This is a genomic window from Pseudomonas sp. SA233, from assembly GCF_054792385.1.
Map to the genome: position 1 here is coordinate 2,964,947 of NZ_CP096449.1, position 26,016 is coordinate 2,990,962.

Annotated in this window: 23 protein-coding genes; 4 read left to right on the forward strand and 19 right to left on the reverse strand. The window is 62.2% G+C overall.

What is annotated here, in order from left to right:
* Positions 1-10 precede the first annotated feature (10 nt).
* From M1D87_RS13875 to M1D87_RS13940, 14 genes are all read right to left on the reverse strand, one after another.
* Positions 11-922: a LysR family transcriptional regulator gene (locus tag M1D87_RS13875; protein ID WP_039613609.1), complete on the reverse strand. Its 912-nt coding sequence runs from the start codon at positions 920-922 to the stop codon at positions 11-13.
* A gap of 77 nt (positions 923-999) precedes the next feature.
* Positions 1,000-1,692, reverse strand: a complete 693-nt coding sequence (locus M1D87_RS13880; RefSeq protein ID WP_123084097.1) for a TraX family protein — start codon at positions 1,690-1,692, stop codon at positions 1,000-1,002.
* Positions 1,693-1,695: 3 nt separating this feature from the next.
* Positions 1,696-2,772 (reverse strand): metal-dependent hydrolase, encoded by a 1,077-nt coding sequence (locus M1D87_RS13885; protein WP_123084096.1) that lies wholly within the window; start codon positions 2,770-2,772, stop codon positions 1,696-1,698.
* A 228-nt stretch (positions 2,773-3,000) separates the two neighbouring features.
* Entirely contained in the window at positions 3,001-4,251 is a 1,251-nt protein-coding gene (locus M1D87_RS13890; RefSeq protein WP_123084095.1) for an OprD family porin, read from the reverse strand.
* Positions 4,252-4,305: 54 nt separating this feature from the next.
* Positions 4,306-5,505 (reverse strand): benzoate/H(+) symporter BenE family transporter, encoded by a 1,200-nt coding sequence (locus M1D87_RS13895; RefSeq protein ID WP_123084094.1) that lies wholly within the window; start codon positions 5,503-5,505, stop codon positions 4,306-4,308.
* A gap of 161 nt (positions 5,506-5,666) precedes the next feature.
* Positions 5,667-6,581, reverse strand: coding sequence for a catechol 1,2-dioxygenase (gene catA / locus M1D87_RS13900; RefSeq protein WP_061551245.1), 915 nt, complete (start codon positions 6,579-6,581; stop codon positions 5,667-5,669).
* A 30-nt stretch (positions 6,582-6,611) separates the two neighbouring features.
* Complete coding sequence (locus M1D87_RS13905) at positions 6,612-7,940, reverse strand: MFS transporter (protein ID WP_123084093.1); 1,329 nt, start codon at positions 7,938-7,940, stop codon at positions 6,612-6,614.
* 57 nt (positions 7,941-7,997) lie between these two features.
* Positions 7,998-8,759, reverse strand: a complete 762-nt coding sequence (locus M1D87_RS13910) for a 1,6-dihydroxycyclohexa-2,4-diene-1-carboxylate dehydrogenase (RefSeq protein ID WP_013972676.1) — start codon at positions 8,757-8,759, stop codon at positions 7,998-8,000.
* 144 nt (positions 8,760-8,903) lie between these two features.
* On the reverse strand, positions 8,904-9,914 hold the full coding sequence (benC, locus tag M1D87_RS13915) for a benzoate 1,2-dioxygenase electron transfer component BenC (RefSeq protein WP_013972677.1): 1,011 nt from the start codon (positions 9,912-9,914) through the stop codon (positions 8,904-8,906).
* Positions 9,915-9,986: 72 nt separating this feature from the next.
* Positions 9,987-10,472: a benzoate 1,2-dioxygenase small subunit gene (gene benB, locus M1D87_RS13920; protein WP_013972678.1), complete on the reverse strand. Its 486-nt coding sequence runs from the start codon at positions 10,470-10,472 to the stop codon at positions 9,987-9,989.
* Positions 10,469-11,827 carry a benzoate 1,2-dioxygenase large subunit gene (benA, locus tag M1D87_RS13925; protein ID WP_123084091.1) on the reverse strand — a complete coding sequence of 453 codons (1,359 nt, stop codon included), beginning with the start codon at positions 11,825-11,827 and terminating at the stop codon, positions 10,469-10,471. Before benA ends, benB begins: the two co-directional genes overlap by 4 nt.
* An 83-nt stretch (positions 11,828-11,910) precedes the next feature.
* On the reverse strand, positions 11,911-12,618 hold the full coding sequence (locus M1D87_RS13930; RefSeq protein ID WP_123084090.1) for an RHS repeat-associated core domain-containing protein: 708 nt from the start codon (positions 12,616-12,618) through the stop codon (positions 11,911-11,913).
* Between the two features lie 94 nt (positions 12,619-12,712).
* A complete protein-coding gene (benR, locus tag M1D87_RS13935; protein WP_061551249.1) occupies positions 12,713-13,669 on the reverse strand; it encodes a benABC operon transcriptional activator BenR in 957 nt (318 codons plus the stop codon).
* 258 nt (positions 13,670-13,927) lie between these two features.
* On the reverse strand, positions 13,928-14,659 hold the full coding sequence (locus M1D87_RS13940; protein WP_061551252.1) for a hypothetical protein: 732 nt from the start codon (positions 14,657-14,659) through the stop codon (positions 13,928-13,930).
* 373 nt (positions 14,660-15,032) lie between these two features.
* Here M1D87_RS13940 and M1D87_RS13945 point away from each other — a divergent pair, with 373 nt between their 5' ends.
* Positions 15,033-16,667: a S8 family serine peptidase gene (locus tag M1D87_RS13945; RefSeq protein WP_232881250.1), complete on the forward strand. Its 1,635-nt coding sequence runs from the start codon at positions 15,033-15,035 to the stop codon at positions 16,665-16,667.
* Between the two features lie 71 nt (positions 16,668-16,738).
* Here the strand turns inward: M1D87_RS13945 and hisN are convergent, their stop codons facing one another.
* A complete protein-coding gene (gene hisN, locus M1D87_RS13950) occupies positions 16,739-17,530 on the reverse strand; it encodes a histidinol-phosphatase (protein ID WP_061551251.1) in 792 nt (263 codons plus the stop codon).
* 147 nt (positions 17,531-17,677) lie between these two features.
* Between hisN and M1D87_RS13955 the strand changes: the two genes are divergently transcribed.
* A complete protein-coding gene (locus tag M1D87_RS13955; RefSeq protein ID WP_013972683.1) occupies positions 17,678-18,568 on the forward strand; it encodes a universal stress protein in 891 nt (296 codons plus the stop codon).
* Between the two features lie 446 nt (positions 18,569-19,014).
* The gene (locus M1D87_RS13960) at positions 19,015-21,150 is read left to right on the forward strand and encodes a TonB-dependent siderophore receptor (RefSeq protein ID WP_061551841.1); all 2,136 of its coding nucleotides are present in this window, start codon (positions 19,015-19,017) and stop codon (positions 21,148-21,150) included.
* Between the two features lie 118 nt (positions 21,151-21,268).
* On the opposite strand, the gene M1D87_RS13965 is transcribed toward M1D87_RS13960, so the two are convergent.
* From M1D87_RS13965 to ptrR, 4 genes are all read right to left on the reverse strand, one after another.
* Entirely contained in the window at positions 21,269-21,790 is a 522-nt protein-coding gene (locus M1D87_RS13965) for an acyloxyacyl hydrolase (protein ID WP_015270391.1), read from the reverse strand.
* A gap of 197 nt (positions 21,791-21,987) precedes the next feature.
* Positions 21,988-22,734, reverse strand: coding sequence for a phytanoyl-CoA dioxygenase family protein (locus tag M1D87_RS13970; protein WP_061551840.1), 747 nt, complete (start codon positions 22,732-22,734; stop codon positions 21,988-21,990).
* A gap of 54 nt (positions 22,735-22,788) precedes the next feature.
* Positions 22,789-23,232: a hypothetical protein gene (locus M1D87_RS13975; protein WP_054573257.1), complete on the reverse strand. Its 444-nt coding sequence runs from the start codon at positions 23,230-23,232 to the stop codon at positions 22,789-22,791.
* Positions 23,233-23,357: 125 nt separating this feature from the next.
* Entirely contained in the window at positions 23,358-24,224 is an 867-nt protein-coding gene (gene ptrR, locus M1D87_RS13980) for a putrescine utilization regulator PtrR (protein WP_061551842.1), read from the reverse strand.
* A 107-nt stretch (positions 24,225-24,331) separates the two neighbouring features.
* Between ptrR and M1D87_RS13985 the strand changes: the two genes are divergently transcribed.
* Positions 24,332-25,717, forward strand: a complete 1,386-nt coding sequence (locus M1D87_RS13985; protein ID WP_039613622.1) for an aldehyde dehydrogenase family protein — start codon at positions 24,332-24,334, stop codon at positions 25,715-25,717.
* Positions 25,718-26,016 lie beyond the last annotated feature (299 nt).

Consider the following 26,016-nt stretch of genomic DNA (forward strand, 5'->3'; position numbering starts at 1 on the left):
CATTCCCCAATCAGTCTTCCCAGGGCACGCCCGGTTCCCAACTGGCTACCAGCAGGTCGATGAAGCCGCGTACGCGCGGCGACAGGTGGCGCTTGCTTGGGTACACGATGCGAATCGGGTCCGCCGGTGGCCGATAGGCTTGCAGCACCTCCACCAGGGTGCCGGCACGCAGGTCGTCGCCGGTAATGTAGGTGGGCAAGTGAATCAGCCCGAAACCCGCCCGGGCGCCGGCGAGCATCGCCTCGGAGCTGTCGATGTTCAGCCGCCCGGGGTCTTCGCACAGGTGCAGCCCCGCTTCGGTATGAAAGCGCCACGGCATGACCTTTTCGCCGGCCAGGAAGGCGATCTTGTCATGGCCGTAGAGGTCGCCGGGCACCTGTGGTACGCCGCGTGCGTCCAGGTATGCGGGCGAGGCGCAGGTGACGAACTGCTGCCAGGCCACCGTACGGGTCAAGAGTTGCGAGTCTTCCTTCGGTACACCGATACGCACCGCAACGTCGATACCCTCCTCGACCAGGTCGACGAAACGGTCGGTGAAGCGTATATCCGCGCGCAGCTCGGGCCACTGCTTCAGGTAACGGTCGAGAATCGGCAGCACATGGCGCTGGCCGAACGACAGGGGTGCTGTCAGGCGCAGGGTGCCGGTGGGCTTGCCACGGCGCTGCGCCATGGTGCTTTCCACCTCGTCCAGGTCATCCAGAATCTGCCGCCAGCGCTCGTAGGCCACCAGGCCCTCGTCGGTCAGGCTCAGCTTGCGCGTGGTGCGGTTGAGCAAGCGCACGGCCATGCGCGCCTCCAGGCGAGCGATGCTCTTGCCCACCGCCGAGCGCGTCAGGCCCAAGGTGGCGGCGGCGGCGGTAAAACTGCCGGCCCTCGCGGCGCTGACGAAGGCGGCGATGTCGCCGAAGCGGTTGGGTTCCATGGGTGGTTCCTGGGTCTGGTGCGGCTGGTTTAGATAGGTATGGATTTGTGAAATGCAAGCAGGACTGTCGAGAGCGATCAAGCGAAGACCTTGATCACCAATAAATGCACGGGATAGAACAGGTAGCCCCAACGTCCCACTGCTGGCACCCGCCAATCATCATGACGCAGCAACAGCAATCCGACCGGAATGGCCAAGGCTGCAGCAATCAGCGTCAGCACGGTAATGGGCGCCAACAGATGTTCCCGCAACCAACTGTTGGTCAGGTTCCCCCCCATGGCCAACAGGCAAGGCAACACCCAGGCCGCCCCTCCCTTGCGGCGGGCCATCAACCAGGCGCTCGGTAGCATCACCCCCGGCAGCCCGTACATCAGCTGTTCGCTGAACAACCACCCTGCAAGCAGACCGGCAACGCCAAGCACGCGCGCCGACCTCGACGGATGATGCACGCCCCAGGCAACCAGCAACCCCAACACCAGGGTCGGCATCACGCTGAACGTTGGCGAACCACTGTCCAGCCAACGGTACGCAGGTTCCGACAGCACCGTGAACACCAGCATCAGCCCCAGATAACGCAGGTTGCCGCGGGTACAGAGCGCACCGCACCTGGTGCGCGCCACATTCACCGCAATCGCTAGGCAGAACAGTGGAAACGCCAACCGGCCAACCACGAACAAGCCATCGGCATCAGGCCACAGAAAACGCAGGTGGTCGGCGACCATGGTCAGCATCGCCGTCCACTTGACCAGGTCCAGCCCGGCTGAACGCACGCCTCAGCGCCCGCGCTCGACTGCGGCAGGCCCCAGGTAGCGATCGGTCCAGGCGGCCAGCGGCAAAGGTGGCTGCTGCTCGACGATCCGTCGCCAGATCAGCACCAGGTCGGCGCCATTGAACGCCGCCCCTGGCCCGGCACCCTCCCACAGCGACGGCACATCGGCAATCCAGTGCCCCTGGCTGTCTCGGTGGGCCATGTTGAAGCGGAACGTGTAGTTCCCCGGGATGCCCATGCGCAGGTCGCTGACCACCAGCGCATCGCCGACCTGGTCGTAGCGCAGCCAGTCGTCGGTGAACCAGCGCAAGCGCTGGTGCAACGGGTGCCCGGCCAGCGCTTGCGCCAGTTGAAGATTACGCGGCAAACGTTGCATTTCTGGCGGGTGCTGGTCGAACCCGCTGCTGATGCCCTCGTAGTAATCGCCATCCGGAGTCTTGGCCAGCACCCGCCAGACAAGGCTGTTGAACGCTATCGGCACGGCACGCACCTGGCTGACGGCGATGCCTTGGCGGTCGAGGGCAGCCTGGAACCGCTGCTCGGCCGCCATGCGTCCGGCCAGGCCGAACCCCAGGTAGGCTGCGCTGAAGAGCAAGGCCAAGGTCATTAGCTGCACCGCCTTGCTTGTCAGCCCCTTGATGCTTGCGTAGATCACCGCGGCCAGCAGCGGCACGGTGTAGACCGGGTCGATGATGAACACCGCTGCCCAGCTTTCCGGGGTGGCCTGCAAGGGCCAGAACAACTGCGTGCCGTAGACCGTGAAGGCGTCGAGCAACGGGTGGGTGACCAGCACCAGCCAGAACGCCAGGAACAGCCTGGGCAAGGTATAGCCTTTGCCTGGCCAGCACTTGTTGACCAGCCAGGCCAGCAGCAAGGCCAGGCCGGTGAGCACGAACAAGGAATGAGAAAAGCCGCGGTGGTAGGTCATCTGCGACACCGGGTCGGCGTAGCGGATGATCACGTCCAGGTCGGGAAGCGTGCCCAGCGCCGCACCATACAACAGCGAGCGGCGGCCCTGGATGCGGCCGAGCACGGTACCTTGCAAGGCCGCGCCGAGTACGGCCTGGGTGATGGAGTCCAAGGGTGGCATTCCTGAAAAGGTGGTTTCCAGAAGCTACCTTCATCCAGCCCTGATGCGCAATTCCCTTGGTTATGGGCTTTCATTGTGGGAGCGGCCTTGTGTCGCGAAAGGGCCGCATAGCGGCCCCGGCTATCTTGATCCCCCTGAAGATTGTCGGGGGCTGCTGCGCAGCCCTTTCGCGACACAAGGCCGCTCCTACAAAGGTCCCGCAGGCACCCTGTGGGTGCGTCAGAACAACTGCCAGGTGTACACCAGCGTCAGACGGTTCTCGTCGATGTCGCTGCGGTAGTTGGACCGGGCCATGGCATTGCGCACCCGGATCCCAAGCCCCTTCAGCACCCCGCCCTGCACGGCGTAACCGATGTCCAGGTCGCGCTCGCGGTCGCGCCCTTCGTAACCCAGCCCGGTATCGACATTGTTACCGGTTATGTAGCGCACGGTCGCGGTCAGCCCCGGCACGCCCATGGCCGCGAAGTTGTAGTCGTAGCGCACCTGGTACGAGCGTTCGTCGGTGTAGGCGAACTCATAGGTCGGTACTTCGTTACCCAGCGGCGAGATGTTGGCGAACACCCGTGGGAAGGGGCTGTCGCCATAAATGCCCTGGTAGCCGGCATGGAAGCTGTGCCCGCCATGCCGGGCAGTGAACATCGAAAAGAACGCCTGGTTGTCGATGTTGCCGAGCAACGCATCGCCGTCCTCGCGCGCGGTGAAATACCCCAGGTTGGCACTGAGCACCCAGTTGCCCAGGGGCTTGCTGTGCTTGAGGCCGACAAAGCCCTGTTCGTAGATGTCCTCCAGCTGCCCATACCACAGGCTGACGCTGCTCTGGTTGGCATTGAACGCATAGTCCCCGCCCAGGTAGTTGAAGGCGTCGCTTTCTACCTGGCGGATCGGCACATGGCCGAGCATGGCGTTCATCTTGCCGTCGCCGCCTTCGTTGCGCAGGTGGGTGCTTTTCAGGTGCCCGGCCTGCACGGTCAGGCCGTCGATTTCCGCCGAGCTCAGGCTGGCGCCCTGGTAGGTCGGTGGCAACAGGCGGATGTCGCTGAAGGTCAGCACCGGCAGGTTGGGTTGCAGTTCGCCGACGCGCAATTCGGTTTTGGACAACCGGGCCTTGAAGGTGGGCGCCATGCGGCTGTATTCGTCGGCGGCGCGGCCATCGCCGTGCACCGGCAGCAACCCGGTATTGGTGCGATCGGGGCTGCTGTCGAGCTTGATGCCCAGCAGGCCCAGGGCATCAATGCCAAAGCCGACCGTGCCCGGCGTGTAGCCCGACTTGAAGTCGAGGATGAAGCCCTGGGCCCACTCCTCGGCCTTGGATTGCCGGTTTGCCCCGACGATGTCGGAGAAGTCGCGGCTGAAGTAGTAGTTACGGGCACTCAGGGTGGCCTTCGAATCTTCGAAGAAGCCGCCTTCGGCGGCCAGCAACGGTTGGCTGAGCAAAGTCAGGCCCAGGGCGACACAAGGGGTGTGGTTCATTCCGAAGCTCTCTTGATCTTGTTTTTATGGGTAAAGCGTTGGAAGCACGGCGGTTCATGGGGTACGGCGCAGCACCTCCCGGGCACGTGGCTGGCGCAGCCTCAGCAACCCATGGCTCAGCAGGCCGAACAGCAGGCCCCAGAAGGCTGCCGACAGGCCCAGGAAGGCCACCCCCGAAGCGGTGACCAGGAAGGTGAACAGCCCGGCATCGCGCTCGGTTGGTTCCGCCAGGCTGCGGGCCAGGGCTTCGCTGATGGCGCCATACAGGGCCAGCCCGGCCAGGGCGGCGATCAGGGCGGCGGGGAATGCTGCGAACAGCGACATCAGCGTGGCCCCGGCGATCCCCAGCAGCAGGTACAGCGCACTGCCAGCCACCGCCGCGACATAGCGCCGCCGTGGGTTTTCATGGGCCTCATGCCCGGTGCACAGGCTGGCGGTGACCGCCGCCAGGTTCAGCCCGTGGCAACCGAACGGCGCCAGCGCGGCACCGGCCAGGGCGCTAGCGCTGATGATCGGGCTGGCCGGCGTGGTGTAGCCGGCGTTGCGCAATACTGCCATGCCCGGCATGAACTGCCCGGTAAGGGCCACCAGCACCAGCGGCAGTGCCAAGCTGAATACCGCTGCCAGGCTGAACTGCGGGGTGACCCACTGCGGCGACGCCAGCTCCAGCACCAATGCTTCGCTGCGAAACGCCCCGCTGGCCACGGTCACCAGCGTGCCCACGCACAGCACCGCCGCCACGGCGTAGCGCGGCTGCACCCGGCGCATCAGCACGTAGGTGACGAACATCGCCAGTACCAGCAGCGGTTGCACCGGCAAGGCGCGGAACACCTCGATGCCGAAGCTGAACAGGATGCCGGCCTGCATGCCGGCGGCGATGGAGCCCGGCAGGCGCGCGATGATACGGTCGAAGGCCCCGCTGATGCCGATCAGCAGCAGGACCAGGTTGGCTACCAGGTAGGCGCCAACGGCCTGTTCCAGGCCCAGTTGCGGCAAGGCGGTGACCAACAGCGCCGAGCCAGGGATCGACCAGGCGATCACCACCGGCACCCGGTAGCGCAGGCTGAGCAGCGCGCCGAGTACGGCACTGCCCATGGACACTGCCCAGACCCAGGAGGACAGTTGCCGATGGGACAGGCCGGCGGCTTCTGCGGCGTGGAAGATGATCACCAAGGGGCCTGCGTAGGAGATCATCGTGGCGATGCAGCCGGCGACGATGGCGGACAGTGAACTGTCCTTGATCAGGGTTTTCATGGCACCTCTCGCAAGGCATCTGGCCGGGCTAAGTGACCGGCTCTTGTTCTTGTGTTGCCTTCTTCGCGGGTAAACCCGCTCCCACAGGGACTACACAGGTTCCAGCATTTGCGCCGTACCTGTGGGAGCGGGTTCACCCGCGAAGAAGACAACTGGGTGGATCAGGCCTCCTGCAACGCCCGCGGCCGCCCACTGCGCTGCTCATCGGCACCGCCCCGGGCCTGCTGCAACTGGAAGTCGAATTTCAACTCGGCATGTCGCCCCGCCTCGCCCTCGACGAACACCACCTCGCCCACCAGCCCATCCCGCGTGGCATAGGCAAAGTCATCCCACAGGTATTTGTCTCCGGCCAGGTTGATCTGCGTGGTCAGGTGTCGGTACCCCGGTGCCGAGATGAAGAAGTGCACATGCGCCGGACGCTGGCCGTGACGGCCGAGCAGGTCCAGGCACTCCTGGGTCGGCCCCTGTGGATCGCAGCCATACCCGGACGGCACGATGGAGCGTGCGCGGTAGCGGCCTTCGCCATCGGTGATGATGCGCCGGCGCAGGTTGTACTCGGACTGGCTCTGGTCGAAGAACGAATAGGTGCCACGGGTATTGGCATGCCACAGGTCGACCGTGGCCCCAGGCAACGGCCGCCCTTGTGGGTCGAGCACCTGGCCCTCAAGGTACATCGGCGTGGCCACGCCCTCCTCGCTACCGTCATCCATGCGTACTTCACCTTCCGCGATCGGCGCGCCGGCCACGTACAGCGGGCCTTCGATGGTGCGTGGAGTGCCGCCGACAAGGCCTGCCTGCTGGTCCTTGGCATCCTGCAGCAGGTCGAGGAAGTGCTCGATGCCCAACCCAGCCACCAGCAACCCGGCCTCGCCGCGGCCACCCAGGCGGTTGAGGTAGTCGACGGCATGCCAGAACTCGTCTTCGCTGATGTCCAGGTCTTCGATCAACCGCGCGGTGTCTTGCAGCACGCGTTGCACGATGCGCTTCAGGCGCGGGCTGCCGGCATCGTTGCCAAAGCCTGCGGCCTCTTCGAAGAACTGCTGTACCTCGGCAGTGTGGGAAATTTTCACGGTCATGGTGGTTTACCTCATGTTGTTTTTCTGGAGTTACGCCTGTGCCGCAACCGCCTGGGCGTGCCGACGGCCGCTGGCCAGGTGCACGGCCATTGCCAGCGCGGCAATTGCGCCAGGGATGGCGAATGCGATGAAATTGAGCTGCAGGGGCAGGTTGACGCCCATCAGTGCACCACCCAGCAGCGGGCCGACGATGGCGCCGTTGCGGCCGATGCCCGAGGCCCAGCCCAGCCCGGTGGAACGCACCGATAGCCCGTACAGCTGGGCGGCGCCGGCATACAGCAGGATCTGCGTGCCGATGGTGGTGGCGCCGGCAATGAAGATCAGCAGGTACAGCACCGGCATCGGGCTGTTCACGCCCAGCAGGCTGATCGACAGCGCGGCGGCGATGAAGAACGACACTTTGACTTTGACCAGGCTGTAACGGTCGCCCAGCCAGCCACCGAGAATCGCCCCGGCCATGCCACCGAAGTTCAGCGCCAGCAGGAACGACAGGCTCGAGCCCAGGCTGTAGCCGGCGTTGGCCATCAGCTTCGGCAGCCAGGAGCTGAGCGCGTAGACCATCAGCAGGCAGCAGAAGAACGCCAGCCACAGCGCCAGGGTGCGAATGGCCAGGCCGTTGCGAAACAGTTCCAGCACCGAAGCCCCGCTGCCTTTGCGGTCGGCCGCCTGCAGCACATCGTCCGCCTTCACGTCGCAATCCGGGTCCAGCCGCTTGAGCAGCTTGCGGGCCTCGTCGGTACGGCCCTGGCGTACCAGGAAACCGATCGATTCAGGGAGGTAGTACAGGATTACCGGCAACAACAGCAGTGGCACCGCTGCGGCGAAGAACATCGATTCCCAGCCAAAACGCGGCAGCATGAAGATGCCGACACCCGCCGAGAGCATGCCGCCCAGCGAGTAGCCACTGAACATGATCGCTACCAGCGTGCTGCGCAGTCGCTTGGGCGCGTACTCGTTCATCAGTGCCACGGCGTTGGGCATCAGGCCGCCACAGCCCAGGCCGGCAATGAAGCGGTAGATGCCGAACTCGCTCGGGCTGCTGGCAAACCCGTTGAGGATGGTTGCCCCGGAGAACAAGGCGAAACAGATGGCGATGCCTTTCTTGCGCCCGATGCGGTCGGCCAGGCTGCCGAACGCCAGGGCGCCGAACATCATGCCGAACAGCGCATAGCTGCCCAGTGCACCGGCCTGCAACGGGGTCAGGCCCCACTCTTTCATGATGACCGGCAGTACCACGCCGTAGATGAACAGGTCATAGCCGTCGAAGATCAGCAGCAGGCCGCACCAGGCCATGACCATCCAGTGGAACGGGGTAAAGCGCGCGTTATCGATGATCGGGTGTACGTCAAGGGTTCGCATGGCATCTGTCGCTCTTGTTTTTGTTGTGAAAGAAAGCTTTTTGCCTTGGGGTGTCGCTCAGCCGAGGTCGCCGCCCCCTACCGGCAAGGTCACGCCGGTGATGTACGAGGCTTCGTCGGAAGCCAGGAACAGGATTGCGCCCACCTGCTCGTCGATGCTGCCGTAGCGGTGCATCAGGCTGCTGTCGAGGGTCTGGTCGACGATCTGCTGGTACCAGTGCTTTTCCTGTTCGGTCTGCTCGGCACTGTTGCGCGGTACGCGCCGGGGTGGCGCTTCGGTGCCGCCGGGAGCAGTGGCGTTGACTCGGATGCCACGGCCGGCGGTTTCAAAGGCCAGGCACGCAGTCAGCGCGTTGACGCCACCCTTGGCTGCGCCGTAGGGCACGCGGTTGACGCCACGGGTGGCGATGGACGAGACGTTGACGATGGCACCGCTGCCACGTTCGAGCATGTATGGCAGTGCGGCATGGCAGCACCACAGGGTGGGGAACAGCGAACGGCGTACTTCGGCTTCGATCTGGTCCACTTCGTAGTGTTCGAAGGGCTTGGCCCAGATGGTGCCGCCAACGTTGTTGACCAGGATGTCGAGGCGGCCGAACGCTTCAACCGCGTTGGCCATGACCCTGGCGCAGTCACCATATTGTTCCAGGTCGGCGGTGAGGGTGAGCATGCCCTCGCTGGCCAGTTCGTGAACCAGTTCGGAGCGGTCTACCGCTATCACTTGCGCGCCTTCGGCCTTGAGCCGCCAGCACACGCCACGGCCGATGCCTTGGGCGGCACCGGTGACCAGGGCGACCTTGCCTTGGAATCGGTTGTTCATATGCAAATCTCCGCTAGCCCGCGGTCCCTGTGGGAGCGGGTTTACCCGCGAATGCGTCCGACAAGACAAAACCGCTGTACCTGCCGGCCTCTTCGCGGGTGAACCCGCTCCCACAGAAGCAGTGTTATGTTCGGATGAAGGAAATCAGGCCGCCGCCGCGAACTTCTCGTAGTAGAAGTTCGCCGGTGTAATGCCCTGCTCGCGCACGTACTGGCTGACCGCCTCGACCATCGGTGGCGGGCCGCACAGGTACACATCCACATCGCCATCGTTGAGGTGGCGCGGTTCGATGTGCTGGGTCACGTAGCCCTTCTGCGGGTACTGGCTATCGGGGTTGGCCACGCAGGCACTGAAGGTGAAGTTGGGGATGCGCGCCGCCAGCGCCTGCAGGCGGTCGAGTTCGACCAGGTCGAAGTCGTTGGTCACGCCGTAGATCAGGTGCAGCGGGTGCTCGCTGCCCTGCTCGGCGATCTTCTCCAGCATCGCGGTGAACGGTGCCAGGCCGGTGCCACCGGCCAGCAGCAACAGCGGACGCTGGATCGGCCGCAGGTAGAAGCTGCCCAGCGGCCCGGCCAGGGTCATGCTGTCGCCGGCCTTGGCCAGGTTGGTCAGGAAACTGCTCATCAACCCACCCGGCACGTTGCGGATCAGGAAGCTTACCTCGCCGTCCTTCTGCAGCGAGCTGAACGAATAGGCTCGGCTCTGCTCGCTGCCCGGCACCTTGAGGTTGACATATTGCCCCGGCAGGAAGGCCAGGCGGCTGAGGGATTCACCCTTGATCGACAGGGCAATGGTGCTGGCCGACAGTTGGCGGACATCGCTGATGGCGGCCTCGAAACTGGCCTGTTCGGTCTTGCACAACTGCGACGAGGCCGGGATGCGGATGACGCAGTCGCTCTCGGCGCGCATCTGGCAGGTCAGTACGTAACCTTCGGCGATTTCATCTTCGCTCAGGGCATCTTCGATGAAGTTGTCGCCCAGGTCGTAGCGGCCAGACTCGGCCTTGCACTTGCAGGTACCGCAGGCGCCGTCGCGGCAGTCCAGCGGGATGTTGATGCCCTGGCGGTAGGCGGCGTCGGCCACGGTTTCATGGCCGGTGGCCTCGATGAAGCGGGTAACCCCGTCTTCGAAATTCAGTGCGATCTGGTAGCTCATGTTGCACCTCGCGGGCGAGCCGGGCCACGGTACGTCGCAGGACGCACCGGGCAGCGCTCGCAAAACCCTGGATCAGATGTGGTAGATGTCGATGACCTGGCGAACGTAGTCGTTCTTCAGCACCACCTTCTTGGCCTTGATCAGCGGCTGCTCGCCGCGCAGGTCGAGGGTGTAGAAGCTGGTGCCGAAGTAACTGTCGGTGGTCTTGTAGCGGAAGCTCAGGGTGTGCCAGTTGAAGCGCACCTGGCAGCTGCCCTCGCCCTGCTCGACGATCTCGATGTTGCTGATGTTGTGCGAGGTGCGGGTGTCGGGCACGGTCGCACTGGAGCGCTCGGTCTTGATGCGGAACACCCGGTCTTCCAGGCCGCCACGGTTGCCGTACCAGATCAGCGAGATTTCGCTTTGTGGGTCTTCGGTGAGGGTGTCGTCATCGTCCCAGCTCGGCATCCAGAAGGTGCAATCGCTGGCGTACATTTCCAGCCACTGATCCCACTGGGCGTCATCCAGGTAACGCGCTTCGCGGAAAAGGAAGTCGCGCACGGTTGCATACAGGCTCATTGCACGGCCTCCACGGGGATCAGTTGCTGTTCATCCTTCAAGGCCTGGATCATGGTTTCCTGCCAGTACTTGTGCTGCAGCACGAACAGGCCTTCGTCCTCGGTGCGTACGCCCGACAGCAGCGGCTTGAGCTCGATTTCCCGGGCCGCCTCGTCGGCGCCTTCCACCCAATGTTCAGCGCCGCGGGACATGTCGTTCCAGCCGGTACCGCCGCCGTAGCCGGTCTGGCACGAGCGGAACTCTTCCAGGTCGTCGGGGGTGGCCATGCCGCTGACGTTGAAGAAGTCTTCGTACTGGCGAATGCGCTTGGCGCGGGCATCGGCGCTCTCGCCTTTCGGCGCGATGCAGTAGATGGTGATTTCGGTCTTGTTCACCGAAATCGGCCGGGCGATGCGGATCTGCGAGCTGAACTGGTCCATCAGGTACACGTTCGGGTACAGGCACAGGTTGCGCGAGTTCTCGATCATCCAGTCGGCACGGGCCTGGCCGAAGTCGGCGGCCAGTTGGTCGCGGCGCTCGTAAGCCGGGCGGTCCTCGGGGTTGGCCCAGCGGGTCCACAGCAGCAGGTGGCCGTGGTCGAAGGAGTAGAAGCCCCCGCCCTGCTTGGCCCAGGCGCCAGCGCTCATGGTCTTGATCTCGTCACCCGCCTCGCGCTGCTTGCGCTGGTTCTGGGTGGCGGCATAGTTCCAGTGCACGGAGCTGACGTGGTAGCCGTCGGCGCCGTTCTCGGCGGTTAGCTTCCAGTTGCCTTCGTAGATGTACGAACTGGCGCCGCGCAGCACTTCCAGGCCTTCCGGCGACTGGTCGACGATCATGTCGATGATCTTGGCCGACTCGCCCAGGTGCTCGACCAACGGCTTGACGTCGGCCTTCAGGCTGCCGAACAGGAAGCCACGGTACGACTCGAAGCGTGCCACCTTGGTCAGGTCGTGGGAACCGTCGCAGTTGAAGCTGTCGGGGTAGCCGGCGTTGCTCGGGTCTTTGACCTTGAGCAGCTTGCCGCTGTTGTTGAAGGTCCAGCCGTGGAACGGGCAGGTGTAGCTGGAGCGGTTGCCGCGCTTGTGCCGGCAGAGCATGGCGCCGCGGTGGCTGCAGGCGTTGTGGAAGGCATTGAGCTCACCGTCCTTGTTGCGCGCGATGAAAATCGGCTGGCGCCCCATGGTCAGGGTGAGGAAGTCGTTTTTCTCGGGTATCTGGCTTTCATGGGCCAGGTAGATCCAGTTGCCCTCGAAGATGTGTTTCATCTCCAGGTCGAACAGGCGTGGGTCGGTGAACATCTCGCGCTTGCAGCGGTAGATGCCCTTTTCACGGTCGTCCTCGAGCAAGGCATTGAGGTAGTCGAATCCCAGGGACATGGCCAGGGTCTCCCTTGTTATTGTTTAGACCTGGTCAGGTTAGGGAGACCGCTTGCGGGGGACTATCCGGATTGTGCAGAGTGCTATCCAGCTTTGCCGGGATCTCGCACGTTCGGAATTTGCCGTTTGGGGTCATGTAGCCAGCTGATTGCACTAGGAGTATTTTTGGCGAGCTTCATCTTTTCGTAGAGCGGAACGAGCACGCCGATCGCCTCGCTTAGTCGACTCTGCGAACTGATAGGTGCTGCAGCTTGGCTGACTGTCCAACCCGCTTCCCGTTTCAAGTTTTCTCCATAATTGCTGATCAGTTTCAGCGTGGTGCCTTCCACCAGCAGAATTTGAGGATCAGACCATTCCGCCGATGTCATTATGTGGCTCAACTGATTCCCATAACCACGGCCCAGCTCATTGACCGCTCCCACGATACGTTCGCTTACTACCGGAGAAGTCGTTGTTTTCCCTTTGGATTCTGGATTTCGCATGTGAAACCCTGCCTTAGGGCGAACGCTCGGCAACCGCACTCTGGGAAGCTTGAAGTGACCGCTCGGGTCAGTATTATTAACGGGATCCCCAGCACAGTAGACGTAACAATTCAACCCTCCAGCGCCCATCGGGCTCCAGCTGTCAGGGCTGAGGAACCTCATCAATATCGGATTGAACGCACGGTATCCATTCCCCAGCAAATAGTGCCCTGCAACCGGCGCTTTTCTCTGCCCGCTGAAGCGCAGCACTGGTGCGTATTGACTGCATCCATCATGTCCATAAACGGTGTACTGCAATGAAGTCGACATGATTGCAACCTTTTACCCGAGATAAGACAAATGGTGTGTTGTGCATGAAATGCAAACAACTGGCAGAAATGTCAGGTGGCCAAGCGGGCGGATGTCATCCCCGCCGCTTGAACGTCTGCGACGGCAACTCACCAAACTGCTGCCGATAGACCTCGGAAAAACGCCCCAGATGAAGGAAACCGTAATCCAGGGCCAGCTCCGTCACACTGCGCACCCCACAAGTCGGGTCGCTCAGGCATGCATGCACCCTCTCCAGCTTGCGCTGGCGCACGTAATGTTTGGGTGTGGTGCCCAGATGCTGGTCGAACAACGCATACAGTGATCGCAAACTCATGCAGGCCTGCTCTGCCAGTACCTCAGCCGACAACTCCAGCTTCAGGTTGCGCTCGATGTAGTCAAGAATGCGCTCAAGCCCCGCTTGCGGCCCGCTCAGGCATTCGCGACGGATATTGGTACTCATCAGGGTCAGCAGCTTGCTGGCGACGATCTGGCTGTAGTGGCCCTGCACCCTGGGCAGCGAATCGCTCACCTCTGCTTCCTGGCAGACCATGGCCAGCAGGTTGACGAACCCGTCCAGCTCGTCCAGCCGGTAATGGTTGCGCAAGAACCGCACCCCGCCATCAGGGCGGTGCCAGCGCTGTTCGTCGCAGATCGAGTCCAGTAGCCGGGTCGGCACCTTGAGGATGAATTTCTCGCAGTCTTCCGAGTAGGTCAGGTCAACCGGGTCGTCGGGGTTGATCAACAACAGTTCGCCCGGCACCAGGTGGTGCTCGCGCTTGTGCCCACGCCACAGGCAGTTGCCGTTGAGCAGCACCTGCAGGTGGTAGATGGTTTCCAGTGCCGGCGAGGTAACGCGCACGCTGCCGCCGTAGCTGATGCGGCACAGGTCCAGCTCAGCGAACTTGCGGTGACTGAGACTGGCTTGCGGATGAGTGGTGCGGGACAGACCGATGCAATGCTGGCCTACGTGCTGGTTGACATAATCGGACACAGCATAAGGGTCGGCGTGATGAAACACGCTACTGCGCTCGCTCAGCAGGCGGCTTTCCATAGGCAAGGTTACCCGGATCGTTATTGTTCTGGTTGCCGCATCCTACGGCCCGGCGGGCTGTGGTTGCGGTCGTCACGGTCATTCTATCGAGCCGGCTGCGAGTCGCGGGGGCAGGCGACAACCGGTGGATGGGCACACTTAAGCAAAAAGGCGGGGGTTGGGCAATGCGACCTTGGGAATGGATGGGCGGATAGCGAACAGTAAGGACAGGTCAGTGTTCGTTTATCGAACGGCTCAGGCAGCCCGGCACCGCTCACTTCACTGCACCGGCAGGAAATTCATCAACAGCAGGCTTTGCGCATAATTCAACCCAATTCGTCGATAACGCTCATCCAGCAACTCCGCCAGCAAGTCCAGCCGTGCCACGATCTTGCCGAACTCCACGGCAAAACTCAGGTTGCTGCCCTCTTCCGAGATCTCGTTGGAGAACAACAGCAGCACACCATTGGCATCCTGCCGCTGGCTCAACATCCAGGTGGCCTTTTCGATATTGCGCGCCGCGTTGTTGACGAACAGCGGGTCGATGGTATCGGTCATGTAGAACTCGGTACGGCCGCCGTGCGCGGTAATCAGCATGCTGCCGATGGCGTAGATGAACGCACCGACCCGGTCACCGCGAAACTCGGGGCTCAGGGCGTAGCTCAAGGCTGCCAGGTCGCGACGGTTGCCCAATTGCGGCAAGGGCTGGCGTTGCTCGATGGCGATACGGATCTGCCGCTCGGCAGTTGCAGCATCCACGTAGCCGGACAGCTTCCACTGGTTGGGGTTGCGCAGGTACAGCTTGTTCATCAGCAGGTACAAGCTCTGCAGGTTGTCGCGCATGGACAGCGTGGCCAGGCGGTCGACGCTGGTCTGGAACAGTTCGCTGGGCTTGCCGTTGCCGAACTGGTCGAGCACGTCGCGGCCCTGCTGCTGGGTGCAGGCGCACAGGCATGTGAGGGCGCCTGCCATTAGCACGCGGGGGAAGAATTTTGGCTTGCTTGCAACCATCGGCACCGGGTCGATATTCGGCGGCCGCACCGTGGATCAGTGTGGCCTGGCCAAGCATAGAGCCCGGAAATTGGAAAAAGTGCTATGTGCGCCAATTATGAGGAGCTCGATGAACTGACATCACGTGGATACGCCATACGTCAGGATGACGCCGTACGATGGCAGATTGACTGCGCAAAATGCCGCGCCGGTCATGCCCGTACGGGTAATCCATCAGGCATTCACTCAAAGCTCCATCAGATCAACCTCGCAGTCTTGCTAGTTTACGCTTTGTTTCGAGGGGCTAATAATTTTCCTGTAGAGAATTATATGGAATAGCTATCTATATCATGGCAGCAGACGCCTGCTTGCCCTTCAATGCATCGGTATACACATGAAAAAAGAACTTGCAATCTCCAGGCACGCGAAGTTTGACAACACTATCCATTTGAGGTTGCTGGGCTATTTGGGTCTCGTTTCCTGGGGATCAACCAAACACATCAAATCGATAGAATACACTCTCTATTCAAATGACATCCCCTCAGGGAGCGAGGTGCAAGAACGAATATTCACTACAGGGTGCTCGTTCACCCAAGTGAAACACGAGCCCAAGAATCAATACCATGGCAAGGTAGTCATCTCCTACCAGGATGGTACAACCGAAGAGCACGTGTCCAAAAAAATTTCGATTACCGATATAGAAATACCGTCGATCAGCACCTCCTCCAACCCCTCTGCACGCGTAAAATACTTTTCCACGAAAGAGAACTTCAGGCCTTCGCCCGATTGCAGCTATTATATTGAAATTCAATTCGAAACGGACGGTTTGGAACGCTTCCGCAAAGACGACCCGCTGCGCGCCATCCAAGACAAGGTTGGCCACCTTGAGTTGACAAAAAATCCGGTTCGTCGTCAGGATCTGTACAGCATCACGCAAACAATTGAAATAGCGGACATGCTGTCGATCACCCAAATTTTGAGCAAGCTGGACTACGTGAGGTATGCAGCCCTGACACCAACGCCTCATTCGCTGAACGCCAAATCGCCGGACTTCGATAACACGACTGAGAAGCTGCCAGTCACCGAACTCAACAGCGACCAGACTCCGGACTTCACAGACAGGCAGGGCTACCTTGATGCAATATCAGCCACCGGTCAATTGGGCATGAACGTGAGAGAAGCCTGGCGGCAATCGGTTGGTTCACACGCCACCGTAAGGCATCTTGACTTCGGTGTATATGAGGACCATGAAGACCTGAAAGGGCACATCACGATTGCAACCAATGGCAAGAGCAACAAGGAGCATGGCACGGCCTCCACAGGCGTAATTGCAGCCATGGACAATGGTGTTGGCATCAAAGGCGTTGCACACGACTGTAACTTCATCTATTACGATAAAGGTACAACCATGGAGCCCATTCTGGATGATGTATTGCCTGGCGATATTGTCAGCCTGGATATCCAGACCGCAGACGCCTACCCCATCATCGCTTATTGGAGTTGGTGGAGCAAAATAAAAGCGGTGGTTGAACGCGGTGGCATCGTGTTCATGGCGGCGGGTAACGGCCTTTCCGATTTGGCCTGGCTGATTGAAAAGAACCTGATGGAAGATTTTGGCGACAGTGGCGCTTTCCTGGTGGCGGCATGTCAAGATTCAGATGGCCGCATTCAGGGCTATTCCAATTACAACCATTATGGACTACTGGTTAACTCCTGGGGCAGCCCCAGGGTCGTCACCACTGGTTATGGTGACCTCTTCAGCCCAGACAGCAGCCATACCAGGGATTACACAGCACGGTTCGCCGGGACCTCTAGCGCGCTGCCTCTGGTAGTCGGCGTCGCTGCGCTGCTGCAGTCCTACAGCATCGAACAATTCAACCTCTGCCTAACAGCCAAGGAGTTGGTCGCTATTCTTGCAAAGACCGGATACACAGAAGGCAGCCAAGACAAAATTGGCCACAGGCCGAACGCCGAGGCTGCTTTTGCCTACCTGTATGAACTCGTTTCAGCATCATCAGCAATAAATTGATTTAGCTTGCAGCAGCTGCCGTGCTGATCGTGGAGCGCCCCACGAACAGCACGGCACCGTTGCTGCACAAGTTACATGGCGTGACGCAACATCTCCACCACCTGCGCATGCAGCGCCGGGTCGCCACAGGCCACCACGCACCCGCCATTCTGTGCGCTGCTGCCATCCCACGCCGTGATCACCCCGCCCGCCCCTTCGATGATCGGCATCAGCGCCTGCACGTCATATGGCTGCAGGCTCGCCTCGACAATCACGTCGACGAACCCGGAAGCCAGCATGCAATAGGCATAGCAATCGCCACCGTAACGCATCAGGCGCGCCTTGCCGGCAACGGCCTCGAACGCGGCCTTGCGCGCGGCGGTATCGAACATGTCCGGCGTGGTGCACATCAACGTGGCGGAGGCCAGGTCGGCACAGGCGCGGGTCTTTAACGGCGCACCGCTGCGCCAGGCGCCTTCCGGCGTTCCGACAAAGCGTTCGCCGGTGAACGGCTGGTTCATCACCCCGACCACCGGGCGGGTGCCGTCGTTCAGGGCAATCAGCGTGCCCCACAGCGGCAGGCCGGTGATGAAGGCGCGGGTGCCGTCGATCGGGTCGAGCACCCAGGTCAGCGGGCTGCTACCGACTGCCACGCCGGCTTCTTCGCCGAGGATGCCGTGGTCGGGATAGCGGGCCTGGATCAGCTCGCGCATGGCGTCCTCGGCTGCCTTGTCGGCCACGGTCACCGGGTCGTACAGGCGCCCACCCTTGTCCTCGACGTCCAGGCTGGCGCGAAAGTATGGCTTGATCGCCACGGCAGCGGCATCGGCCAGCTGCTCGGCAAAGGCGCGGAATTCGCCGATCTGTTCAGCACTCAGGGACATGGGGCGGGCCTCGTGAAAATGATGGGGCCCGCATCATACCCGACACGCAGTGCCGCGCCAGCCTCCACCAGGCTGCTCATGCGCCCTGCGCGGTCTAGACTGAACAAGACCAGATCACCGGGGGGCTGCCACACGTGGAGGTGTGAGATGAGCCAGTTCAAGCGTCTGTTCGTCATGCTCGGCCCGCAGATGCGCCACACGCCAGCGCTGCAACGCGCTGCGGCGCTGGCGGAATCCAGCGGTGCGTTGCTGGATATCAACGTGTTCGTCGACGATGTCGACACCTTCGGTTTGATGAGCGATAGCCGCGAGCGGGAACGGCTGCTCAGTGACAACCGCCAATGGCTGGCGGACGAAGCCGAGCAACTGGCCAACGCCGGCCTGGATGTATCTACCGAACTGCTGCTGACCCGCGACCCGCTGAGCAGTGTGCTGGAACGGGTCGAGCGCCTGGGCTGCGACCTGCTGATCAAGGATGTGCAGCACGAACCGGTGCTCAAGCGCTTGCTGGTAACGCCACTGGACTGGCAGTTGCTGAAGGACAGCCCGGTCGCCGTGCACCTGGTCAGCGATATCCGCCTGCCCCTGCCCCGGCAGATTGCCGCCGCGGTGGACCTGAACAGCCATGGCGCAGGCGAGCACCTGGATGAGCAGGTGATCCGCTGCGCCCATGCCCTGGCCCTGCAGTGCAATGCCGAGTTGCACCTGCTGCATGTGTGCGACGCGGCAAAGACACACATTGCCGACTTCGGCGCTGGCACGGTGACCATGCCCGGCTTCGATGTCAGCGTGCGCACCGCGCAGCGGGCGGCGTTCAACCGGCTGGGCGACCACCACCAGATCCCGCTGGAGCGCAGGCACTTTCTGGAAGGGGCCGCGATCAAGGCGATTGCCCAGTTCGTCGGCCACAGCCGGGCGGATGTGATCGTGATGGGCAGCCACCGGCATGATGCCATGCAGACGTTCCTGGGCGGGACCACGGCGCATGTGCTGGAACATCCGCTGTGCAATGTGTTGGCGATCAAGGCGGTTCGGTGAGTGCTGGTATACCTGCACCGGCCTCTTCGCGGGTGACCCCGCTCTCATAGAACAACACATGACTCATTGGTTCGGCGAGGTTTTGTAGGAGCAGCCTTGTGCTGCGAAGAGGCCGGGGCTGACAAAGCCTGTCTATTGGCTGTACCGGCCTCTTCGCAGCACAAGGCTGCTCCTACAAAGGACGCGTCAGACGAGCGATATTGGTTCTCTGCGCGACAGCGCAGCCCAAAGGGCTGGGCAATCTCCCACAGGAATTCCACTGACCTCAGGCTTGGTGATACCCCTGTGGGAGCGGGTTTACCCGCGAAGAAGTCAACACGGATTCTACCCTTGGCATCTGGTACACCAGTGCCACATAAAAAGAATGCATTTGATAATGATTCGTAGTAGTTTCTCGGCGCTTGCCCACCCTACCCTCAGCGCCCTACTCCAGGATCGTACCGTCGATGCGTCGCACGTTCGTTTCGCTTTGTGTGCTTCATGCTGTCTCTCCGCTGGCCTTTGCCGAGCCTGAACCGCTCAGCGAACCCACCCAGATCGAACTCCAGGCCCTGAACATCACCAGCAGCGCCGACAGCGAACGTGCCGATGGCCCGGTCGAGGGTTACAAGGCTACCCGCTCGGCCAGCGCCACCCGCACCGACACTGCCCTGCACGAAACCCCGCAATCGGTCAGCGTGGTGCCCAAGGATGTACTGGAAGATACCGGCGCCACGCGACTGCAGGACGGCCTGGACTACGCCGGCGGCGTCGGCCGCGCCAACAACTTCGGCGGCCAGGGCCTGACCACCTTCACCGTGCGTGGCTTCACCACCGGCGAGTTCTACCGCAACGGTTTCCCGATCAACCGCGGCTACCCCAACGCCCCCGACGCCAACACCGTCGAACGCCTGGAAGTGATCCGTGGCCCGGCCAGCAGCCTGTACGGCCGTGGCGACCCAGGCGGCACCTTCAACGTGGTCAGCAAGCAGCCGCTGCCAGAGTCGAAAGTTACCCTGGGCAGCCAGTTCGATGACCAGGGCATGCACCGCGCTACCCTGGACGCCACCGGGCCGCTGAATCAGGACGGCTCGCTGGCCTACCGCCTGAACCTGCTGGGTGAAGGCGGCGAAAGCTTCCGTGACGATGTGGAAAGCGAGCGCTATGACGTGGCGCCTGTAGTCAGCTGGCAGGTCAACGACAGCACGAAGATCGTCTTCGAGGGCGACTTCATGCGCAACAACCATCCGTTGGACCGTGGCCTGACCCGCCTGCCCGGCCAGCTCGGCACAGCTTCGCGCGACACCAACATCTGGGAAAAGGGCAGCGACAACCTGCTGCACAACGACAACAACATGGCCCAGTTGCGTTTCGAGCACTTGCTCAACGACAACTGGACGCTGGGCGGTGGCATGCAGTGGCTCGACGGCTCGCTCAAGGGCAACGCCGTGGAGGCCAACGCATTGCAGGCTGACGGTCGCACGCTGGGGCGCAACTTCAACTACCGCAAACTGGAGTGGACCGACCGCGACTACCAGCTCAACCTCACCGGCCACTTCGACACCGGCGGCTACGCTCATACACTGCTGACGGGCATCGAGTACGAAGACTACGACTACAACTCGATCATCCAGCGCTCGGCCAGCGGTGCCGATAAGTACCCGATTGACATCTTCGACCCGGTACTGGGCCAGCCACGCCCTGCCCTGACCCGCACCACCACCCATGACAAGGAAAACCTGAAGACCTGGGCGGCATTCATCCAGGACCAAGTGGCCCTGACCGAGCGACTGAAGGCGCTGGCGGGTGTGCGCTTCGAGCGCTTCGAGCACGATTACGACGACAAGCTGCCGACCAACCGCGACTTCAGCAAGGGCGAAAACGGCGTCACCCCACGCTTCGGCCTGATCTACGACCTGACCGATACGGTTGCGGTCTATGCCAACACCGCGCGCTCGTTCAAGCCCAACACCGGCACGCCAAGCGGAGGCGGAGGCTTCGACCCGGAAAAAGGCAAGTCTTACGAACTGGGTGTGAAATGGGAGGCACTCGACCGCCAGCTGAGCATCGACGCGGCGATCTATCACATCGTCAAAGAGAACGTCCTGGCGCGCGACCCGAACGACCCCACCGGTACCTACAGTATTGCGGCCGGCGAAGTGCGCAGCCGTGGCCTGGACATCAATATCGCTGGCAACCTGACGCCGGAGTGGCGCGTGATCGGTGGTTATGCCTACGTGGACGCGGAAGTGACCCAGGATACGACCCTGCCCAAGGGCACACGCCTGGCCAACATCCCGCGCAACAGCTTCAGCCTGCTGAACACCTACGAGTTCCAGGATGGCCTGGCCAAGGGGCTGGGGTTGGGGGTCGGGGTGAAGTACGTGGATGATCGCGCCGGTCAGACGGCAGCTACGACCTACACCATGGAGCGCTACAGCGTGGTGGACCTGCTGAGCTTCTACAAGGTCAACGAACACGTGCGGCTGAACCTGGACGTGAAGAACGTGTTCAACAAGGGCTATGACGAAGGCGCGTTCAACAACTACGTCTACCCGGGTGCGCCGCGGACGGTGCAGGCTGGGGTTTCGTATACCTTCTGACCGTTCCTGGGGCTGCTTTGCAGCCCATCGCGGCACAAGGCCGCTCCTACAAGGAAACCGCGATCTCCTGTAGGAGCGGCCTTGTGTCGCGATGGGCCGCAAAGCGGCCCCCGGGGAGTCAGAACCCTTTGCTGTAGAACAGCGAGTACGATTCGATGCCGTCGTTAGGCTGCTTGAGCCCCGCGTTGGAGTAATGCATCGCGCGGATCCCCACCTTCTGCTCCCCCGGCAGTTTCAGGCCGAAGCCGATGCGGTCTTCGAAGTTGACCGACGAGCCCAAGCGCTGGTCGCCCACGTCGGTCTTGGAAAACGCCGCCAAACCAATGCCGGCCTCGATGTACGGGGTGTAGGTAAAACCGCTGAACTCGTAGGTGAACACCGGGCTGAACGACAGCGAGTGTGCACCACTGGCCTCACCGCCTTCCCAATAGGTGTAGGCCGCATCCCAGTATCCGGTCAGATGACCGGTGCTGCTTTCCAGCCATTTCTTGTCCCAGTCGAACGACAGGCCAATACGGTAGGTCATGTCACCTTGGCCAGTGGCGCCAACGGCGCCGCTTACCTGCGCTGCCTGGGCCAGATTCGCCCCGGCAAAGGCCAGCACTGCAGCAGCCAGCGAAGCTGCTAGACGGGTTTTCATCAATGACTTCTCCTGATGGTCTATACGGCAAGCGGGGGCTTGAGCCCCTCGATCTTATGCGGTGACCGGATGCATCCACACCGGTCACAGGAAGTAATACTTTTCTGATTATCGTCCAGATAAACAGAAAGTTGAAAGTGAATTGCCACCATTGGCTAATACCCTGCGCCAGCATCTGCCATGCCGAGCAGCAGCACTCAGTCGTATTCCGCTTCTTCGTGCTCGCCCAACAGGCGCCTTTGCCTGGGTGTGGCCTCCTCCAGTACCTGCGGGTTGAAACGCCAGTTCAGGTATGGCGAAAACTTCTGCGCGACCATGCGCCGGCCATAGTGCACTTGCAGCATGTCGCGCTGGCGTGACTGGGTGCAGTTGGCCCCGCCGCTATGCCAGACATCGCTGCGAAACACCAGCGCGTCCCCGGCCTTGCACAGCACCGGCTGGGCCTCTCGGCCCTGCCAGTGTTGCTCGCCAGCCTGCGGTGGCCGTGCCGCGCGGTGGCTGCCGGGCACAATCCAGGTCGGCCCGATGTGATGGTCGATATCGCTGAGGTACAGCTGCGCAGTCAGGATCTGCGGGGGCTGGGTGAAGTCGCCGCGCTCGCTGAGCCAGTCGGGCAACTGCATGGGCAGATGGTCCAGGTGCAGGGCCATGCCGGGGTAGCCCGGGTGGCTGCGCCAGGCAGTCTGGCCGATCACATGGCAGTCGGTGCCCAATGCCGCTTCGGCCAGGGCAATCAGCGGCGGCAGGTCGAGAAAGGGTAACCACAGCGGGTTGCGGTTGAACACGCACTTGTAGTGTTCCAGTAGCCCCTGGTAATCCCAGTGGATGGGCTGCAGGTCATCGATGGCGCAGCGCAGCAAGGCGATACGCAAGGGCTCGAGCACACCGGGGAGCAACACATAGCCCCGCTCGTCCAACATCTCCAGCTGAAGATCCAGGCTCATGGCGATGTGCTCCTTTCAGGCAGGAGCACATCTGTACTCCTGCCCGTTTTTCCATCAACGCCAGTTCAGGTTCACGGTGGTGGGGGTCTTGCCATTCACGGTCACCAATTGCTGCACCGTCTCACCCTGGGCGTTGCCAGTCACTTTGTATTTGCCGGGAGGCAACTGCACGTACAGCAGCGGCCCGGCATCCGTAAGACTGAGCACGGGCTGGCCCTGTGCATTCTGGATGTCGACGGTAGCACCGCTCTGGAACTTGCCTTCCGGGCCGGTGGAGAGTTCTACGTGCAGGTCATAGCCCGGGGTCTTGCGCAGGGCGTTGGCTTCATCCTGGCCGATGCCGCCTTGCAGGTAGCGGACGCCGTTCTGCTCCTGCTGTTGCAGTTGCACGGCCTGCATGTCGATAGGGGCATTGAGGTCGGCGGCGGCCGCCAGGGTCCATGGCAGCGCCAGGGCGATCAGCAGCGCCGCGCCGAGGGCATAGTGATGGTTACGCATGGTACGACCCTCCTTTCGAGGATGGCTTACCTATTATCTGATCCTTCGGGCGTAACGGCGTTCGTGCTGATGCGTGGTCGTGTGGATGAAATTCGCTTCATCGGGGTAAATATTGCGCAGGAACATCATGTTGCACGGGCTTCCTCAAGCAGTTTCACGAACATGCTCAAACTGCGCGACACGGTGCCCCGGCGCCATACCAGCCAGGTTTTCAGGTAGCGGAAATCCTCCGACATCGGCCAGGCACTGACGGTGCTGCAACCGGGCATGTTGTCGAGCATGCTGCGCGGCATCATGGCCAGGCCGGCGCCGGCGCTGACGCAGGCTAGCATGCCGTGGTACGACTCCATTTCGTGGATCTTGCCCGGTACCGCCTGGTCCTGCACGAACCAGTTCTCGAAGTGATGCCGGTATGAACAGTTGGCGCGGAAGGCGTAGATGCTTTCGCCGTTGACGTCCTGGGCGCGGGTTACCGGGGCGTGGTTGAGCGGCGCGATGACCATCATTTCTTCCTCGAACACCGGCATGCCCTCCAGCGTCGGGTGCAGCACCGGGCCGTCGACGAACGCCGCTACCAGGCGCCCCGACAGCACGCCTTCGAGCATGGTCCCGGAAGGCCCCGTGGACAGGTCCAGGTCGACCTTGGGGTAACGCTGGTTATAGGCCGCCAGCAAGGCCGGAATGCGCACCGCCGCCGTGCTTTCCAGCGACCCCAGGGCGAAAGTGCCCTGCGGGTCCTCACCGGCCACTGTCAGCCGCGCCTCGTGCACCAGGTCAAGGATGCGCCGGGTGTACTCGAGGAAGTTCCAGCCTGCGGGGGAAAGGCGCAGGCGGCTCTTTTCACGTATGAAAAGCTCCACGCCCAGGTCCTCCTCCAGTTGCTTGATACGCGTGGTCAGGTTCGACGGCACCCGGTGGATATGCTGCGCAGCGGCACTGATGCTGCCCTGCTCCGCCACGGCCTTGAAGATCTCGAGTTGCACCAGGTCCACAGCCATTCTCCAAACGTGAATGTTTCGCTCATTATTATTCAGTTTTCATTAAAGCCATAGCCCACTAGTCTGGCGTCACGGATCAATTACAACGAGAGTGTCCCGCCATGAGTGCGATCAGCAGCCTGACCCACGCCATCTCCCTCGACCCGTACAGCGGCGAGCAGATCGGCGCCTACCCGTTCGACACCGACGCCGCACTGGAAGCGGCGCTGCAACGCGCCAAGGTTGGCTACCGCCAGTGGCGCCAGGTGTCGCTGGGTCAGCGCAGCGAGTACCTGCTTGCCTTGGCCAGCACCCTCGAAACCAAGGCCGAAGCCTTCGCGCAAATGATCAGCCGCGAAATCGGCAAGCCTGTCGCCCAGGCCCGTGGTGAAGTCAGCAAGTGCGTCGGCCTGTGCCGCTGGTACGCCGAACATGGCCCGGCCATGCTCGCCGCTGAGCCGACCCAGGTCGAGAAAGCCCGCATCGAATACCGCCCGCTGGGCCCTATCCTGGCCGTGATGCCTTGGAACTTCCCGGTCTGGCAGGTATTGCGCGGCGCCGTGCCGGCGATCCTGGCCGGCAACACCTACGTACTCAAGCACGCGCCGAACGTGATGGGCAGCGCCTACCTGCTGGGCGAGCTGTTCAAGGATGCCGGCCTGCCGGAAGGCGTGTTCGAAGTGCTGAACGTGACCCCGGACGGCGTCACCCGCGCCATCAATGACCCGCGCATCGCCGCCGTGACCCTGACCGGCAGCGTGCGTGCCGGCATGGCGATTGGTGCGCAAGCCGGCGCGGCGCTGAAGAAGTGCGTGCTGGAACTGGGCGGTTCCGACCCGTTCATCGTGCTGGCCGACGCCGACCTGGATGCCGCCGTGAAAGCTGCGGTGATCGGCCGTTACCAGAACACCGGCCAGGTCTGCGCTGCCGCCAAGCGCCTGATCGTCGAGGAAAGCATCGTTGACGAATTCACCCGCAAGTTCGTCGAGGCTACTCGCGAGCTGAAGGTCGGCAACCCGCTGGAAGAAGGTACCTACATCGGCCCGATGGCCCGTTACGACCTGCGCGACGAGCTGGATGGCCAGGTCCAGGCGACCATCGCCGAAGGCGCCACCCTGCTGCTGGGCGGCCACAAGGTCGATGGCGTGGCCAACTTCTACGCGCCGACCGTGTTCGCCAACGTCACCCCGCAGATGACTGCGTTCAAGCAGGAGCTGTTCGGGCCGGTGGCGGCGATCATCAGCGCACGTGATGCGGAGCATGCGGTGGAGCTGGCCAACGACAGCGAATTCGGCCTGGCCTCGACCATCTACACCGCCGACTACGCGCTGGCCGAACGCATGACCGCGGCGCTGGATACCGGCGGCGTGTTCATCAACGGCTATTGCGCTTCCGACCCCCGCGTGGCGTTTGGCGGGGTGAAGAAGAGCGGCTTCGGGCGTGAACTGTCGCACTTTGGTGTGCGTGAGTTCACCAATGCCCAGACTGTGTGGCTGGACCGTAACTGACTTAGCGTAACAGGGGCCGCTTTGCGGCCCTGCGGGAGCGGGTTTACCCGCGAATCAGGCGACACGGTGCCCGGCACCGGCTTCGCCGGTGTTCGCGGATGAACCCGCTCTCATAGAACTGCACATAACTCATTGAATTAGCAGGGACCCTGTGGGAGCGGCTTTAGCCGCGAACACCGGCGCAGCCGGTGCCAGGCACCGCGTTGGATTCTTCGCGGCTAAAGCCGCTCCCACAGGGTACGAGGATCGCTTGCGAATTCAGTTATCTGGGCTGGGCAATCTCCCACAGGGACTTTGAA